General features: G+C 32.8%; 11 protein-coding genes. 7 read left to right on the top strand and 4 right to left on the bottom strand.

Translation table 11 applies throughout. From position 1 onward, the window contains the following. The first annotated feature begins 43 nt into the window (after positions 1-43). A complete protein-coding gene (rpoC, locus tag EVI01_RS06345) occupies positions 44-3,697 on the top strand; it encodes a DNA-directed RNA polymerase subunit beta' (RefSeq protein WP_010750069.1) in 3,654 nt (1,217 codons plus the stop codon). Between the two features lie 1,539 nt (positions 3,698-5,236). Further along, on the top strand, positions 5,237-5,470 hold the full coding sequence (locus EVI01_RS06340) for a hypothetical protein (protein ID WP_010750070.1): 234 nt from the start codon (positions 5,237-5,239) through the stop codon (positions 5,468-5,470). A 557-nt stretch (positions 5,471-6,027) separates the two neighbouring features. Here EVI01_RS06340 and EVI01_RS06335 read toward each other — a convergent pair. Then, positions 6,028-7,521, bottom strand: coding sequence for a helix-turn-helix domain-containing protein (locus EVI01_RS06335; protein ID WP_146811576.1), 1,494 nt, complete (start codon positions 7,519-7,521; stop codon positions 6,028-6,030). A 1,102-nt stretch (positions 7,522-8,623) separates the two neighbouring features. Here EVI01_RS06335 and EVI01_RS06330 point away from each other — a divergent pair. Together EVI01_RS06330 and EVI01_RS06325 are read left to right on the top strand one after the other, a co-directional pair. Then, positions 8,624-10,060: a helix-turn-helix domain-containing protein gene (locus EVI01_RS06330; protein WP_010750072.1), complete on the top strand. Its 1,437-nt coding sequence runs from the start codon at positions 8,624-8,626 to the stop codon at positions 10,058-10,060. Positions 10,061-10,326: 266 nt separating this feature from the next. Beyond that, entirely contained in the window at positions 10,327-12,534 is a 2,208-nt protein-coding gene (locus tag EVI01_RS06325) for a fibronectin type III domain-containing protein (protein ID WP_186808771.1), read from the top strand. 151 nt (positions 12,535-12,685) lie between these two features. On the opposite strand, the gene EVI01_RS06320 is transcribed toward EVI01_RS06325, so the two are convergent. Beyond that, positions 12,686-13,075 carry a hypothetical protein gene (locus EVI01_RS06320; RefSeq protein ID WP_010750074.1) on the bottom strand — a complete coding sequence of 130 codons (390 nt, stop codon included), beginning with the start codon at positions 13,073-13,075 and terminating at the stop codon, positions 12,686-12,688. 315 nt (positions 13,076-13,390) lie between these two features. Here EVI01_RS06320 and msrA point away from each other — a divergent pair, with 315 nt between their 5' ends. After that, the gene (msrA, locus tag EVI01_RS06315) at positions 13,391-13,915 is read left to right on the top strand and encodes a peptide-methionine (S)-S-oxide reductase MsrA (protein WP_010750075.1); all 525 of its coding nucleotides are present in this window, start codon (positions 13,391-13,393) and stop codon (positions 13,913-13,915) included. A 125-nt stretch (positions 13,916-14,040) separates the two neighbouring features. Here msrA and EVI01_RS06310 read toward each other — a convergent pair whose 3' ends face one another. After that, entirely contained in the window at positions 14,041-14,502 is a 462-nt protein-coding gene (locus EVI01_RS06310; protein ID WP_010750076.1) for a MerR family transcriptional regulator, read from the bottom strand. Positions 14,503-14,699: 197 nt separating this feature from the next. Here EVI01_RS06310 and EVI01_RS14050 point away from each other — a divergent pair, with 197 nt between their 5' ends. Together EVI01_RS14050 and EVI01_RS06305 are read left to right on the top strand one after the other, a co-directional pair. Further along, on the top strand, positions 14,700-15,098 hold the full coding sequence (locus tag EVI01_RS14050) for an NAD-dependent epimerase/dehydratase family protein (protein WP_010750077.1): 399 nt from the start codon (positions 14,700-14,702) through the stop codon (positions 15,096-15,098). Then, entirely contained in the window at positions 15,046-15,723 is a 678-nt protein-coding gene (locus EVI01_RS06305; protein WP_010750078.1) for a Rossmann-fold NAD(P)-binding domain-containing protein, read from the top strand. Before EVI01_RS14050 ends, EVI01_RS06305 begins: the two co-directional genes overlap by 53 nt. A gap of 1 nt (position 15,724) precedes the next feature. On the opposite strand, the gene EVI01_RS06300 is transcribed toward EVI01_RS06305, so the two are convergent. After that, entirely contained in the window at positions 15,725-16,402 is a 678-nt protein-coding gene (locus EVI01_RS06300) for a prepilin peptidase (protein ID WP_010750079.1), read from the bottom strand. Positions 16,403-16,462: the final 60 nt, after the last annotated feature.

The following is a 16,462-nucleotide window of genomic DNA, read 5'->3' as shown; positions in this document are numbered from 1 at the left end:
CGCCTGACGGTTTTGCCATTAAACGAAATGGAGGGAACCCCTTTTGATCGATGTAAATAAATTCGAAAGTATGCAAATAGGTTTGGCTTCTCCCGAAAAAATCAGAAGCTGGTCTTATGGTGAAGTAAAAAAACCTGAGACGATTAACTATCGTACCTTGAAACCTGAACGCGAAGGGTTGTTCTGTGAGCGGATTTTTGGTCCTACAAAAGACTGGGAATGTGCCTGCGGAAAATACAAACGTATCCGCTATAAAGGAATTGTTTGTGATCGCTGTGGTGTGGAAGTCACACGTTCAAAAGTACGTCGTGAACGTATGGGTCACATTGAATTAGCAGCACCTGTTTCACATATCTGGTACTTTAAAGGGATTCCTTCTCGTATGGGACTTGTTTTAGACATGAGCCCACGTGCTTTGGAAGAAATCATTTATTTTGCTTCTTATGTTGTGATTGAACCAGGAAACACAAACTTAGAGAAAAAACAGTTGTTGACGGAACGTGAATACCGTGAAAAACGTGAACAATATGGACAAGAGTTCCAAGCAGCAATGGGTGCTGAAGCAATCAAACAATTACTAGATAGTGTTGATTTAGATGCGGAAGTTGCTGAATTAAAAGAAGAATTGAAATCTGCACAAGGACAAAAACGGACACGTGCAATCCGTCGTTTGGACATTTTAGAAGCTTTCCGTGCTTCTGGAAATGAACCAAGTTGGATGGTTATGGACGTTATTCCAGTCATCCCACCAGATTTACGTCCAATGATTCAACTAGAAGGTGGACGTTTTGCGACAAGTGATTTAAATGATCTTTATCGTCGAGTAATTAACCGTAATAATCGTTTGAAACGCTTGTTAGACTTAAATGCTCCTGGAATCATTGTGCAAAATGAAAAACGTATGTTACAAGAAGCAGTAGATGCATTGATCGATAACGGTCGTCGTGGCCGTCCAGTGACTGGACCAGGTAATCGACCATTGAAATCTCTTTCTCATATGTTGAAAGGGAAACAAGGACGATTCCGTCAAAACTTACTAGGTAAACGTGTTGACTATTCAGGTCGTTCAGTTATCGTTGTTGGACCATTCTTGAAAATGTATCAATGTGGTTTACCAAAAGAAATGGCGATCGAACTATTCAAACCATTTGTGATGCGTGAACTGGTTCAAAGAGAACTTGCTTCAAATATCAAAAATGCGAAACGTAAAATCGAACGTCAAGAAGACGAAGTTTGGGATGTATTGGAAGACGTAATCAAAGAACATCCAGTATTACTTAACCGAGCACCTACGCTTCACAGACTAGGTATCCAAGCATTTGAGCCTGTCTTAGTACAAGGTCGTGCGATTCGTTTGCATCCACTTGTATGTGAAGCTTATAATGCCGATTTTGATGGAGACCAAATGGCCGTTCACGTACCATTGAACGAAGAAGCTCAAGCAGAAGCGCGGATGTTAATGCTTGCCGCTCAAAACATCTTGAATCCAAAAGACGGAAAACCAGTTGTTACTCCTTCCCAAGATATGGTTTTAGGTAACTATTACCTAACAATGGAAGAAGAAGGAAGAGAAGGCGAAGGAATGGTCTTTCGTGATCAAAACGAAGCAGTCATCGCATGGCGCAATGGCTACGTTCATTTACATTCAAGAATTGGTGTGAACCCTAATTCATTAGGTGAAAAACCATTTACTGAATGGCAAAAAGAACGTACGATGATCACAACTGTAGGTAAGATTATCTTTAATGAAATCATGCCACCAGAATTCCCTTACTTGAACGAACCAACAGATTTCAATTTAACTGTCCAAACGCCGGATAAATATTTTGTTGAAGCTGGAACAGATATTCCTGCTCATATTAAAGAGCAAGAATTAGTCTTACCATTCAAGAAGAAAAATCTTGGAAATATCATTGCGGAAGTCTTCAAACGTTTCAAAGTAACAGAAACTTCTAAGATGCTTGACCGTATGAAAGACTTAGGATACAAACATTCCACACATGCAGGTATTACAGTAGGTATCGCAGATATCAGTGTGTTGAATGAAAAACAAGGCATTATTGAAAATGCTCATAAACAAGTTGAAACAATTACAAAACAATTCCGTCGTGGATTGATTACTGATGATGAACGTTATGAACGCGTAATCGCTGTTTGGAATGCGGCAAAAGACAGCATCCAACAAAAACTGATGGAAGGTTTAGAAGCGAAAAACCCAATCTTCATGATGTCTGACTCTGGAGCCCGTGGTAATATTTCCAACTTTACTCAGCTTGCTGGTATGCGTGGATTAATGGCCGCTCCGAATGGCCGAATCATGGAATTACCGATCATTTCAAACTTCCGTGAAGGTCTTTCTGTCTTAGAAATGTTTATCTCAACGCATGGTGCTCGTAAAGGGATGACCGATACAGCCTTGAAGACAGCCGATTCAGGTTATCTTACTCGTCGTTTGGTTGATGTTGCCCAAGATGTTATCATCCGTGAAGAAGATTGTGGCACGGATCGTGGTCTTGAAATTCAAGCTATTCGTGAAGGTAATGAAATCATCGAATCATTAGAAGATCGTTTAATTGGACGTTACACACGTAAAGAAGTTCGTCATCCAGAAACAAATGAATTAATCATTGCTGGGAATCAATTGATCTCTGAAGATGTAGCAAAACAAATTGTTGATGCAGGTGTTGAAACAGTAACAATTCGTTCTGTCTTCACATGTAACACGAAACATGGTGTCTGCAAACATTGTTATGGACGTAACTTGGCAACTGGTTCTGACGTTGAAGTCGGGGAAGCAGTTGGTACGATCGCCGCTCAATCAATCGGTGAACCAGGTACTCAGTTAACCATGCGTACGTTCCATACAGGTGGGGTAGCCGGAGACGATATCACTCAAGGTCTCCCTCGTGTCCAAGAAATCTTTGAAGCTCGTAATCCAAAAGGGCAAGCTGTGATTACAGAAGTAACAGGAGATGTCATTGATATCTCTGAAGATTCTTCAACACGTACAAAAGAAGTAACAATTAAAGGGAAGACAGATACACGTACGTATACTGTTCCTTATACAGCTCGTATGAAAGTTAGTGAAGGCGATACGATCCACCGTGGGGCACCACTTACAGAAGGGTCAATTGATCCTAAACAATTGTTGCAAGTTCGTGATGTATTGTCTGTAGAAAATTACTTGCTCCGTGAAGTACAACGTGTTTACCGTATGCAAGGGGTAGAAATCGGCGATAAACATATCGAAGTAATGGTTCGTCAAATGTTACGTAAAGTCCGAGTAATGGATCCAGGCGATACAGATATCTTACCAGGTACATTATTAGATATCGCAGACTTCAAAGACCAAAACTACAACACGTTAGTAGCTGGTGGTGTTCCTGCAACATCTCGTCCAGTCTTGCTAGGTATTACAAAAGCATCACTAGAAACAAACAGCTTCTTATCTGCCGCATCATTCCAAGAAACAACGCGTGTCTTGACGGATGCTGCGATCCGCGGTAAGAAGGATCCACTTCTTGGTTTGAAAGAAAATGTTATCATCGGTAAAATCATCCCAGCTGGTACTGGTATGGCACGTTACCGTAACATGGAACCAAAAGAAGTTGGCGTTGCCAGTGAAAATGTTTATAGTATTTCTGATATCGAAGCACAAATGGCCGCAGAAGATGCCATGAATGAACAAACAAAATAGATTTGACAAGAAATAAAAAACAGAGCGGAGAGAAAATCTCGGCTCTGTTTTTTTATCTAAAAATAAGAGAAGTACTTGATCTTATTGAAATGTACCAAGTCACTAAAAGAAAAATATTCGCTATTCTTTCAACCACCCTGATAGATTTTATAAAAATGATTTCTAGGATTGTTAATAACTATTTTTATCGTATAACTTTTCAAAAATAATAAGGAATTTAACTTCTATCTCATTAACTGCTAATGAAGATGTATTATTTGTATCAGCTCTAATGGAGATATCCATGTAACTTACTTATATGATAAGCATATATCTTTGGAAATTCATTTTAACGTTCAAATGTCCACATATCAGTCTAGCTTTTTACCCTTATAAATGCCCATTTTAAGAAATCGTTTATACAATCATTATCTGTGATATCAAAAAAATAGTATTCTTGATCTTCAACAGGTGTATCACCATAATTGTTTGAGATCCCAAATTCCTATAATCATCCAGTTATAGTCTCCTTACTGATGATTTTAGAAATAATAAATGTTATCAGGCATTTTTAGTACACATTTCTCAATTCCTTCGTAGCGTTTGCTATTGTTTACATTCTGCTATACGCAGCTTCATTATCCATAAATTCTAACCAGTTATATTTAGTAGAATCCATTATTTATAGATGCTTCATTTGTTTTTTTGTAAATAGCATAAATCTGGATTATCCAAATACACCACGCTTTCAATAAATTGAGATATTTGAGCAATGACTAAAGCTATTTTTACTTAATTCGCCTCCTTACAGTTAAATAAAAATATTATTTGTTGAATGAGAAAACGATTTCCCCCGACCTGTTTATTATTTATCAAGTCTTAATTTGAAGTCATCTGTGCTGTGCTCTTTCCAGAAAGGACAAAAGTGAACACGAACCTCCCCTAGTTCTGTGGAGTGACTTCTTTTTTATTTAGCTACAAGAAATTTTCATTGGTTCAAATAAAAATAAGGCGCCATTTATTTCTATTTGACTAAAAAGAATATACAATCACTTGTTGAAAATAAAACCTCGATTTTTGAATGAAAATTTGCAAAATAAGAGACTGGCAAAGAGGGGTGTTTTTTATTAGCAGTTTAAAAATAGTAGGACGATGTTCTCTTATTTACGCTAGTGATGCTAAATTTTTCTTCTCTTAGCAGAACACACGACTTTCCAAAACAATTATTTAGGCTAAATAGGAAATAAATTTATTTTATTATTAGCCGTTCATCCAAGTTAAAAAAATACCATTCAAAAAAAGTATAAAAAATAGATTCAAATGATCTATCACTTGTTAACATTCTTCCTGAGACGAATATAGAACAGATGATTCATTTATATAAATAAAATGATAATCTAAAAAAGCTTCAAAAAAATCTCATTTTTTTACGTATAAAATGTTATTTAGAATTTTTACCATATAGTTGAAAAGTTAGAATAAAGGTGGAAAGAATGAGATGTATTTTGTACGAATTTGTTATGATTAACAACATAGCAAGGAAAGGAGTGGAATAAAAAAATGGATAAAATTTTTTTACAAGAACTTTTTCGTTATCTAAAAATATATCAAAAAACATTTTTTTATTTTCAAGACATTGAACTGATTTATGAAAAAATTTACCATAAAGAGATGACAAATTACTTCAAACTTGTGTGTACAGAAGAACTTTTAGAAGACACTCATTTTTATCGAACATATATAAATAAAGATAACAGAATAAACACAGTGTTTAAAGTCATCCAAATGAATTAAAAAATGGAGTAATTGAAATATGAAACAGGAAGAATAAATTGTTAATTGGTAAATGAATGAAATATTGTAGATCCAGTGGAAATAAAATCTGAAGCTAGCCATATGGATTATCAAGTAATGATAAATAATGGTTCTAAACATGTAGATTTTTCAGACCGATATCCTGTTAAAGCAGTAATTAGGAAACCGAATAAAAATGTTCCTACTTGATTAGTATTTGATCAAGTAATGTTAGAAAAGAAAGTAACTGGAAAAATATTTACCAAGAAATAATCGTTTGATTTAAATAAATGACAAGGACTATTCAAGAAATAAGCGATGAGACGGTGCTTACTTCTTGAATAGATTTTTACATTATGAAAGAGAAGTTGATTATAATCTGACTAGAACGATAAACGTTAAATTTACGTAGAGGAGGAAAAAATATTTGAGGATGGTATGAACAAAAAATTTTTGTTCAATTTTTATCGAAAAGGAAAAATAAAAACTATGATACATAATCAGAAAAAATGATTTCTGTAAAATTAAATAATTACATTACTATTTATTTTGGTATTTTATAGATCACGTAAAGAATGCATCGATTGTTTTTTTAATTGAATGATTTTCTTAATTGTTTGTTCTATCTCTTGCACTGTAGGATATTTACATAATTGAAAATGAATAGGCGCTTTTGGCGGAAGTTCCAGAGGATAGTTGGTAATTAGTAAATCAAATGGATGTAATAAGCAACTTAGCTTAGAAGGAGATAACTGAATTGGTTGAATATCCATATGATAAACACTCAAACTTTCTTTAAAAGTTGAAAGAATGAGCAAACGATAAGTAGAAGGAATGTTTAAATCTATAGCTATTTTATACGTTTGTAATTTCATCCAGTCTTTGATTAATGAAAGCAACGTGTACTTCAGACCTAGTATTTGAATGTCCACTGAGTGGTCAAAGAGCAATGGGAATTTATTAATAAATTGTTGCCATTTTTTATACAAATCATAATGATAATACAGGAGATAATTATTTATTTCTGTATGAAGTAGATAATAATCTGGCAAAATCTGACTAAGTCTTTTTAATACAAAAAAAGTATATAAAATAGTATGAAAGATATTGTTTGTGTTAGCATTATTTTCAGTAAGGCAAAATGATCGTTCGAGTTCTTTTGTCATTGATTCAATAAATAAATTATTGGTTTTTAGACTTGCTATTAATTCGGAAGATTGTTTGAGAAATAAAAAAGAAAAGTCATTTTCAATGCATCCCCATAAAATAAGATAAATAAATTTTTGTTCAATTTCAGGTATGTCTTGTAAAAAGTAACTGTTTTTTAAATGTTCTTCAATTAGTTGGTGTAAGTCTGTTTTTTCAATTATATCTAAATTAATATCAGATAGTTTTATAAAATGCTGCATTTTGGTACGTAACGCAGTAGTAGACAACCATAAAAAAAATTTTTCAAAATTGATTTCTAAATTTTTCATTGACGTTTTAACCAATTTTTGCTCAAACTCTATACAAAAAGATAAGATTAATTCTTTTTGAAAATCTATCTTTAAATAATCAAAACTTTCTAAAAGATGTACATAAAAAGTTCTAATATTTATCTCAGAACCGATAAAACGAATCGGAAAATAACTTAACTTAATGCCATATCTGGTTAAATATTGATTAATAACAATAATGTATCTTTTCAAGGTGGTTTCAGATATAAATAACTCCTTGCAACATTCAAAAAAATTGAGTGATTCATTGGAAATTAATTTAAAAAAAATAATTAACGCAGGATCTTCTAATAAAAGAGGCTTTACTAGCTCTAAAATCGTGTAGTCTTCATTTACTTGAATCGTAATTAACTCACTGATTTCAATGGTTAACTGTATTGGATATAACTCCTTTAGTTCTTGTAGATCTCTTTTTAACGTAATTTTAGTTACATTTAATCGTTTTTCTAGTTCTTCACTTGTAAAGGTAAGTCCTTCTTGTGTAGATAGGAGTAAAAGAGTTAAACGCTTAATTTTTTTATTTATAATCATATTTAAAACTTCTTTTTCCATAACGATATCCTCTGAATTTTTGTGATTTTATATTAGCTATAAAAATTATAAAGATATAAAAAATAAAAATAATGATTTTGTTTACTATACGGGATTTAATACATAGATTAATCTCTAAAAAAGCTAAATATGATTCGTTATTTGAGATTTTTTATGAAGGAAATAAGTAGAAAGTATTAACGGGAAAAGTCATGAAAAATAAATAAATGACGAAAATAATTTTTTCTTGTATCGTCTCTTATAAAAGAGATAAAATAGAATGAAAAAACATGAATAGAAATATCTAAAATTTGTTGTAACTTTAGAAAATATAGTTGTATTATGGGAAAAAACACCTCGCTTAAATTAGTTATAGGTGGACTGTTAAGTGATAAAATTGGTTAAAAAGAAAACAATCAAAATAGATTGAATAAAATTTTTACTAGTTTTGGAATGATATTTTTACTGGAATGAACAATATAAAAAAACAAAAGAATATACGGAAGAACCGTTACTTACTCTCACTATTTTTCAAAACAAGGAAAGGGATAGGAATATTTGATAAATCAAACATATGGTGGATACTATTGAAGATATTCGTTATTTTAAAATTAATCATACTTTTTTGAGGAGTGGTTAGTGAAATTGCATAAAGAAAACTAACATTAAACTTACTTTATGTAATTGACTAAAAAGAACCATTATTTTTAATGAGAACAGTACAAAAAAGTTATTTAAAGTAAACTAAGCCTGTGTTTAGTTGTTTAATCATATAAATATTTTTACTTAGTCAAGGCAAAACAAGCAAATTACTTTTTGTAAAAATAATTACTACTCACAGAATTGTTTTATAGGGACTTTTCCATACTTACCAATTTGTTACTCAACTATTTTTATAGTTATTCTTTTTTGAATCAATATATATCTAAGTATGTAGGTAAATTTATAGCTACATATTTTCTGTTCTATAAAATATTCGGTATTTTCGGTTAGTGTTTCTCTGTTTATGTTGATCCGACAGTCATAAGAAGAATTGCTTGAGGTTGTTTTTAAAAGAAAACGCTATCTTAAGAAAGAGAGAAGTATTTAAAGTTGTTGCGTAATTAAAGAAAAGGAGTGGAAAATGGTAAAAAAGTTCCAATTATTAGATAGCCATGACCTTTTTGAATATAAATTAATCACTTATATCTTTGATAGAGACTGTAGTGTCAGCAAAAAAGAACTTTTAGAAAATTTTTTTGTCACTAGTCGAACACTGAAAACCATGATTGATTCAATCAATGAACGTGTAACAGTTTATGTAAATAGTGGAGATATTATTTTATTTGATCCCTATACAAAGTGTTATTTTATAGATAGAAAATTTAAAAATTTAAAAATAAATATTCTATCTGAATATGTAACGACTTCGGTTAATTTTAAAATTTTAGATTCTATTCTAAATGATAATCACATAACTGTTGAAAAATGCATACGTCAAAATGCGATCAGTCGAGCAAATTTTTTTCGACGACTAAAACAAATAAATAACTTACTTAATGAATTCAATTTAATTATACGGAATTGTAAATTAGTAGGAAATGAAGGTCAACTTCAATATTTTAGGCAACAGTTCTATCAAAATATTTATCCAGAAAAATATTTATATTTGAAAACCAAACATACGAGTCAATTAGAAAAATTAATTGCTTTCTTGGAAGCTCATTTAGAAAGTCATTTTAATTACTGTCAAAAAGCAAAATTATTGTTCTGGTTTACTTACTTTATTGGTAGGCAAAAAAAATCAACAAATATCTCAAATCGGTTATACAATTTTGTCATCAATAAAACAACATTTCATCAATTTGTTGCGATTATTAAGCCTTTTTTTTATAAACTTGGTATTCAACTTTCTTTATCAGAATTGGCCTACACATTTATTTTTATGATAAGCAATTATTTAGTTCCTAAACATGCTATTTTTTGGAAGCATCTATTAAATGAATCTTTTTCTGAAAATGATCTTATTGCTAAAAGATTAAATATACTCCTGTATGAATTCAAAAAAAATAATAGCCATGAAGAAGGGGATTTTAGAAACTATTATTTATATGGTGCTCATGTGAATGTTTGTTTTTTTAAAGGAGAAATTCAATATTTAGACGAAGAACAGTTGATTGACACGCCTGTCGTTCATAAAGAACAAATTAGAAAAACAATTAACCAACAGTTTGAAGGAGATGGTGCTGTTGCTAATGAAATTTTAATCAGTAAGTATTATTTATACATGAATATTCAATTGGTCTATAGTCAGAAAATTCGTATAGGGATTGCTCTATATTTAGATCCGATGTTTACAGAATATTATTTTAGGAATTTGGTCGCTGAATTATTGATAGAAAAAGGAATTTGCATTGAAGAATATAATCCTAATGGGCAATATGATTTAGTTATTACGGATTCGGAAAGTTATTTGACGAACCATAATTATCAACAAAAATGTATTTTTTCTACCGATTTTTCTTTAGCAAACGAAACGATTAAGCATTTAATTCAGAAAATAAAAGCGAATAAAAAATAATTTATAAAACAAAGTTTTCTGTCTTCCTACCACAGTTGCTCTTAAAAGATAGTTAGAGGGTTCTGCAATGAAATAGAAAACTAATGTGGGGATTCTTTTTTATTTCGTAATAGACCCACAATAATCTTTAGTAATTAGTAACAAAACAAGTAAAAAATAAAATATCTAGTTCATATTTTTTTGTTTATTTAAAAAAAATCACACCCCTTTTTAAGAAAAAAGTTGATTATACTTTGTTTGTACTAATAATTAAGGAGGAATGGATGATGGAAAAGATTAGGAAGAAGAATAAACTTTTTCGAAGGGGGTTGTATGGATCGCTGTTGTTAGCTGCAATTATTGTACCTACAACGTTTGCTAGTCATATTGTTGATGCCGTAGGTTATGTTAGTTCGCCACCCTCACGTGCTTATTATGGACATACATTAGCGCCAGACGAGGGAAGTGATATATGGGCATCTGTGCATAAAATTTATGGAAATGCCATGGGTGATTATCATAATATGAGTAGTTCAAAAACATTTGATCAACTGCCCGACGGAAACATTGCTTCTGCGGATAATGCGCATCCTGATAATTCACTAGGAGAACCTGTTTATTCATTAATTGATAAACAGACGAGTGATGCTTGGGTAAAGCAGTCGATGAAGTATGGTATGAATGCAATTACGTGGACAAATCCAGTAGAACAAGCGACAAAATCATGGCAATATTTTATCACAAAACCAGATTGGGATCCCGATAAACCATTAGCAAAAGATGAATTTATGCCGTTAAAAGATGAAAACGGAAAAACAGTCATTAATGGAAAAGATCAATTATCGGGTAAAACGGTTACTCATAACCTCAATATTCCTAAAGAAGTAAAACCAGGATACAATGTTATTGTTGCAGTTTGGAACCTTTCTAGACAACAACTGAGTTATTATCAAGTCATTGATATCGACTTACCCGAACCCCTCGGTGTACCAAGCAACTTGAAAGTAACAGATATTAGTGAGACAGCTGCAACGCTTTCTTGGGATGCACCTAAGAATGAATCGGCGAGTGAACTAATGTACAACGTATACAAAGAAGGTGAAGAAAAACCAATAGCTAAAGTGAAAGGTACGTCGTATCAATTGACTGGATTAAAACCCGATACCACAACTAAATATAATGTCACAGCACTTAAGGAAAATGGTGAGGAATCGGAACACTCTGAATGGGTTTCTGTGAAAACGTTTAAACATCTTGACGCACCAACTAATTTGAAAGTAAAAGATATTAGTTGGACAACTGCGACGCTTACTTGGGATGCAGTTCCAAGTGAAGGAAACCTTGTGTATAAAATATATAAAGAAGGTCAAACAACCCCATATAGGGCAGTAACAGGAACATCGTGTAATTTAGTGGGATTAAAACCTGATACTACAACTAAATTTAGTGTGACAGCGGCTACTGCAGATGGTAGAGAATCGGAACACTCTAAGTGGTTGACAGTGAAGACGCTTAAGGACACCGAGCCACCAGAAGTTCCAGTATTAAAAGTAGACAATGTTGGAACAACGACAATAGATATTTCTTGGGATAAAGTAAAGGACAATGTTGGTGTGTCATATATGGTAATTTATAAAGATAATAAAGCGTTCGCAACATTGGATCCAGAAACAACTAACTATCAATTTAAACAGTTGTACCTCGAAACTAACTACACGATAAAGCTTATAGCTTATGATGAATCCGGAAATAGTAGTACGAGTGAAGAAATTAACGTTAAGACCTTACCAGATACAGAACCTCCAAGCCCAGTGACTAATTTCAAGGCAGAAAAAATAGGGTCAAGAAGTGTACAGTTGAAATGGGATGAGGCAAAAGATAACGTCAAAGTAGCAAGTTACACTCTTTATCGTGATGGTAAAAAAATCGCTGAGAATATCAAGGAAACAGAATGGGTTGATAACGATTTAATGCCGTATACAATCTACAAGTACGAAATTGAAGCAGTTGATACATCAGGTAATGTTTCTAGAAAAAAACGTCTAATAGTACGTACAAACCAAGTTAGTGTTAAAGCACAGATACAATTAAAATTCAGTGCGCCTAATAATTTCTTTAGATTTAGACCAAAAGATACTAATTTAGTCTTGTTAACAGCGCCACCTGCAGGAAATCATACACCACTGGCCATCTTCTTTGCAGTCCCAAAGGGGTATTATTGGGGAGAAGATACTTATATTAATAATGTAAAAGGGGGGATTGTTCCTGAATTAGTCAACGAAATTTTAGATAATCATCAACAATTATTTATTCAGGGAGGCATTATAAATGTTTATCCTTCTGGGAGTGTTGGTATATTGGAATCTGGAATACATCCATTAGCAACAGTTCAAGGAGTAGAAAATGGGGTAGCAACAATAAAAGCTACTGGTACATTTTCTAATGATTATGGAAGTGTGACTTTTGATATTACTATTAGTATAGATGTCTATTAAAAAACATTCGTTGGAGAAAACAAAAAAGAACTTAATAGAAAATAAACTTATCTAATCGATTTGTCACTTGAGACTAAAGTCAAAATGACTAAGGTCTCAAGTGTTTAGTTCGTTATCAAATCAGAATAACCATCATAGTCAGTAGAATCTACTAACTATGATGGTTTTCATAATTAATTAAGCTGTTAATTAGGAAATAAGCAAACACATATTTTTGAAACAGAAAATTCATAAGGAATACCTTTAAGTGTTCCAGCGAATGATCTTTCTTTTGATCAGGGATACTCGTTAATACTGATTTTTGTTCAGTTAATAAACGGTACATAATCGAATTTGAACCGAGTATTTCTTCAAGCGAACGAAGTGTGTCTTGTGGATGGTCTATTTGTCTTTTTGAAGAATTATTTGTACAGATCTTGATCAAGGTCTCTAAGTTAGCTTTTAAGTCCATTTTTTGACTGGGTATCTTAGTATTAGGTTCTGTTGATTTATTGAATGATGCTTGTTGCGGTTGCTTGTATCGAGCATTGCTTTTGAACACCCATATTCCCCCCATATATCTGAAAATTTGCTAAATAAAAATATAGATTCGCAGAAAAGTATAGCATATCGGTAATTATCCACAAAGGAAATGAAAAAATATTTTTTCTTTTCTGTGGAAAAAAATGACAGATAAAAGTGTTAGAGTTATCCACAAGAGTGGAATAATAACCTAAAAATACCGGGTAGGGGTAAAATAAAAGGTGTTTCTTTAAAAGTATTCCAAATAGTTGATTATGCCTCTTTTATTTCACACAAACAAAATGTTATCCTCCTTTTGGAAATCAAGGTATGATGTTCAAAAGGGGGTTTTTGCATGACGAAAAAAGCAGTTTTTGCAGGTGGTTGTTTTTGGTGTATGGTTAAGCCATTTGAGACACAACCAGGAATTATTTCCGTGATGTCTGGTTACACTGGTGGACATGTACCCAACCCAACTTATGAACAAGTAACAACCGGAACCACTGGCCATACGGAAGCCGTGGAGATCGAATACGATCCGTCTATCATTTCCTATGAGCAACTGGTAGAGATTTATTGGCAACAAACAGACCCAACCGATGCATTTGGGCAATTTGCTGATCGAGGGGACTCTTATCGCCCAGTTATCTATTATAGCAATGAAGAAGAACGAGTAATTGCTGAAAAATCAAAAGAAAAACTACAAGCAAGTGGAAGATTTGATCATCCTATCGTTACAAAAATTGAGCCTAGAAGTGAGTTTTACCCTGCAGAAGATTACCATCAAGATTATTACAAGAAAAATAAGTTGCACTACAGCCTTTATCGAGAAGGCTCTGGTCGTGGTGGTTTTTTACGTAAACATTGGTCTGAAAAATAAATCAGCAGCGCCTAAAATATGGATTAAAAGTAGATAAACAAACGACTCTATTTACTGGCGAACATTGAGTAAAGTAGGTAAGCTGGTTTTCTTTGAGTGTAGAATAAGCGAATCTATGGTGATTTTTATTTAGATGAAAATGACACTTTTTTGAACGGATTAGCTAAATGGTTAATCCGTTTTTCTTCCATTGCATAAGCAAGTTGTTCTTCTATAAAGGAATCAGCATTTTTTAAGCTATAATGTTCAATCTTTTGGTCAATGCCTTCCAAACTTTTAATTATTTTTTCTTGTTTTGCTAATACTTGTCTTTTGTGAGCGAGTAGAAGAGCCTTCCTTTTTTCGATTGTACTGGGGCCTTCCATGCAATAATTGATATATGTGCGGATATCTTTGATTGGCATATCCGTATCTTTTAAGCAACAAATTGTTTGAATAAATTGGAGATCCGATTCTGTAAAGGCACGATGACCTGAGTCATTCTTTTCTACAAAGGGCAATAAGCCTTTTTTATCATAATAATGAAGAGTTGAAATAGATAGGTGAAACATTTCAGCAACTTCTCCAATGGAATAGGTTTTGTTCATATTCTTCCTCTTTCTAATGAAATGATTTGACCTAAACTATAGTCTAGGTAGTAAGCTAAGTCAAGTTACTTGAAACGTAAGAAAAAGTTCATGAATTCATTCATCTTTGAAAATGAATGAAAGCCAATTTTATCTTAACAGCTTTCTTTAGAAATAAAGAGAATCAATTCATTACTAAAGTTTTGGAGGAATAAATAATGAAACAAAAAGTATTAGTGACTGGCGGATCTGGTTTTTTAGGGAGTCAAATTATTTTGCAGTTATTGCAACAAGGTTATGAAGTGAAGACAACGGTTCGCTCTAAAAAAAGTGAAGAACATGTAAAAAGTCTTTTGAAGCAACAGGGTATGAGAGAATTGCATCCATTGACTTTTATCAAAGCAGATCTTTCAAAAGATGAAAACTGGGAACTAGCAATGAAAGATTGTACTTATGTATTAAGCGTAGCTTCTCCTGTGTTCTTTGAAATACCAAAAAATGAGGAAGAAGCCATTCGTCCAGCAGTAGATGGGATTTTACGAGTGTTAAAAATGGCAAAAAAAAATGAAAGTAAAAAAAGTCGTTATGACCTCGAATTGTGGCGCAATTGGTTTTAGTAAGAAAACGTCAACTCGATCTACCACAGAAGAGGATTGGACAACTCTGGAAGAACGTGGACTTTCTATTTATGAAAAATCCAAATTGATTGCTGAACGTACAGCCTGGAAATTTATTGAAGAAGAAGGTAATGGTTTGGAGTTGACTACTATTAATCCAGTGGCCATTTTGGGGCCTAGTCTTAACCCACATGTATCGAACAGTTTTGTTTTATTGGATATGTTGTTCAAAGATAAATGGGCGCCTCAACTTCCATTGAATATTGTTGATGTGCGTGATGTAGCAGATTTACACATTCGAGCGATGACAAGTGAAAAAGCAAATGGACAAAGATTTATTGCCAGTTGTGATGGACAAATTTCTTTATTTGAAATGGCAGAAATTATAAGAAAAGAACGACCAAATCTTGCAAAAAAACTTCAAGCAAAAAAAATACCCAATTGGTTGATCCAAGTAAGTGCCTTATTTAATCAGCGAGCAAAGGAAGGTGCACTGATGCTTTCAATTAACCGAAACATCAGTAATCAAAAAGCAAAAGAACAATTAGGTTGGCAACCTCTAGGAACCAATAAAAAAGTCTTACTAGCAACGATTGATAGTATGGAAAAGTACGGACTTTTATAAGCTAAAATAAATGAACCAAGAATAAAGCGATACTCAAAAATGGAACGAAAGGCAATTTCGTTTCTTTTTTGTTGTTAGCAGTAAAAAAAAGAAAAAACAGTAAGCCTAGTAAACTAGCAATAAATAATAACTGACTGAAACGTTCAAACGTTAGACCGCCACTCCAACTTAAAATGACGAAAACATCTCCTAATCCTAAAAAATGAGTAGCATAGTGTACAAGGAAAAAACTAATCACTAGAAGAGGAATAAAAGTCATCCATTGAAATTCCCCGTTGATAAACCAGTAAAGCCATAAGATAAACCAAATAGAGTAAAGTGTTTTTGCTTCGATCATCAAGTAAAAACAATCCATTAAAGAAAGCAAAAAGGCAGAAAAAAACCAAAAAACAAGAATCCCATCTAAATTCTGGGGAAAGTAAAAAAACCAGAGAAATAAACTCCCACAGATAAACTCAGCCATAAAATAGATAATGGAAAGCTTACAATGGCAATGACGACAACGAAAACGTTGGAGGCAAATCGAAAGAAGTGGGATCATTTCCCTCCAAGTTAATGGATGGTTACAGTTGACACAATGTGATCGTGGGTAAATAATAGAGTGTCCTTTAGGTATGCGTTGCGCAACTAAGCATAAGAACGAGCCAATGCTACAACCAATGATAAAATAAAAAAACATAGCTGTATCCTCCTTTTAAAGAAAGATACGCCAAGCATCATAAAATTTTTACGAGGTGAC

Source organism: Enterococcus villorum, assembly GCF_007990225.1.
Lineage (GTDB): Bacteria > Bacillota > Bacilli > Lactobacillales > Enterococcaceae > Enterococcus_B > Enterococcus_B villorum.
Note: the sequence above shows the minus strand (reverse complement) of the source record. Positions and strands in the feature narration are given on the sequence as shown.

What these genes read in the sequence shown, in the direction of transcription:
- EVI01_RS06325 (WP_186808771.1), top strand. Translation starts at nt 10,327, where the DNA reads ATGGAAAAGATTAGGAAGAAGAATAAACTTTTTCGAAGGGGGTTGTAT.
- msrA (WP_010750075.1), top strand. Translation starts at nt 13,391, where the DNA reads ATGACGAAAAAAGCAGTTTTTGCAGGTGGTTGTTTTTGGTGTATGGTT.
- EVI01_RS06305 (WP_010750078.1), top strand. Translation starts at nt 15,046, where the DNA reads ATGAAAGTAAAAAAAGTCGTTATGACCTCGAATTGTGGCGCAATTGGT.
- EVI01_RS14050 (WP_010750077.1), top strand. Translation starts at nt 14,700, where the DNA reads ATGAAACAAAAAGTATTAGTGACTGGCGGATCTGGTTTTTTAGGGAGT.
- EVI01_RS06300 (WP_010750079.1), bottom strand. Translation starts at nt 16,402, where the DNA reads ATGTTTTTTTATTTTATCATTGGTTGTAGCATTGGCTCGTTCTTATGC.
- EVI01_RS06310 (WP_010750076.1), bottom strand. Translation starts at nt 14,502, where the DNA reads ATGAACAAAACCTATTCCATTGGAGAAGTTGCTGAAATGTTTCACCTA.
- EVI01_RS06330 (WP_010750072.1), top strand. Translation starts at nt 8,624, where the DNA reads ATGGTAAAAAAGTTCCAATTATTAGATAGCCATGACCTTTTTGAATAT.
- EVI01_RS06340 (WP_010750070.1), top strand. Translation starts at nt 5,237, where the DNA reads ATGGATAAAATTTTTTTACAAGAACTTTTTCGTTATCTAAAAATATAT.
- EVI01_RS06335 (WP_146811576.1), bottom strand. Translation starts at nt 7,521, where the DNA reads ATGGAAAAAGAAGTTTTAAATATGATTATAAATAAAAAAATTAAGCGT.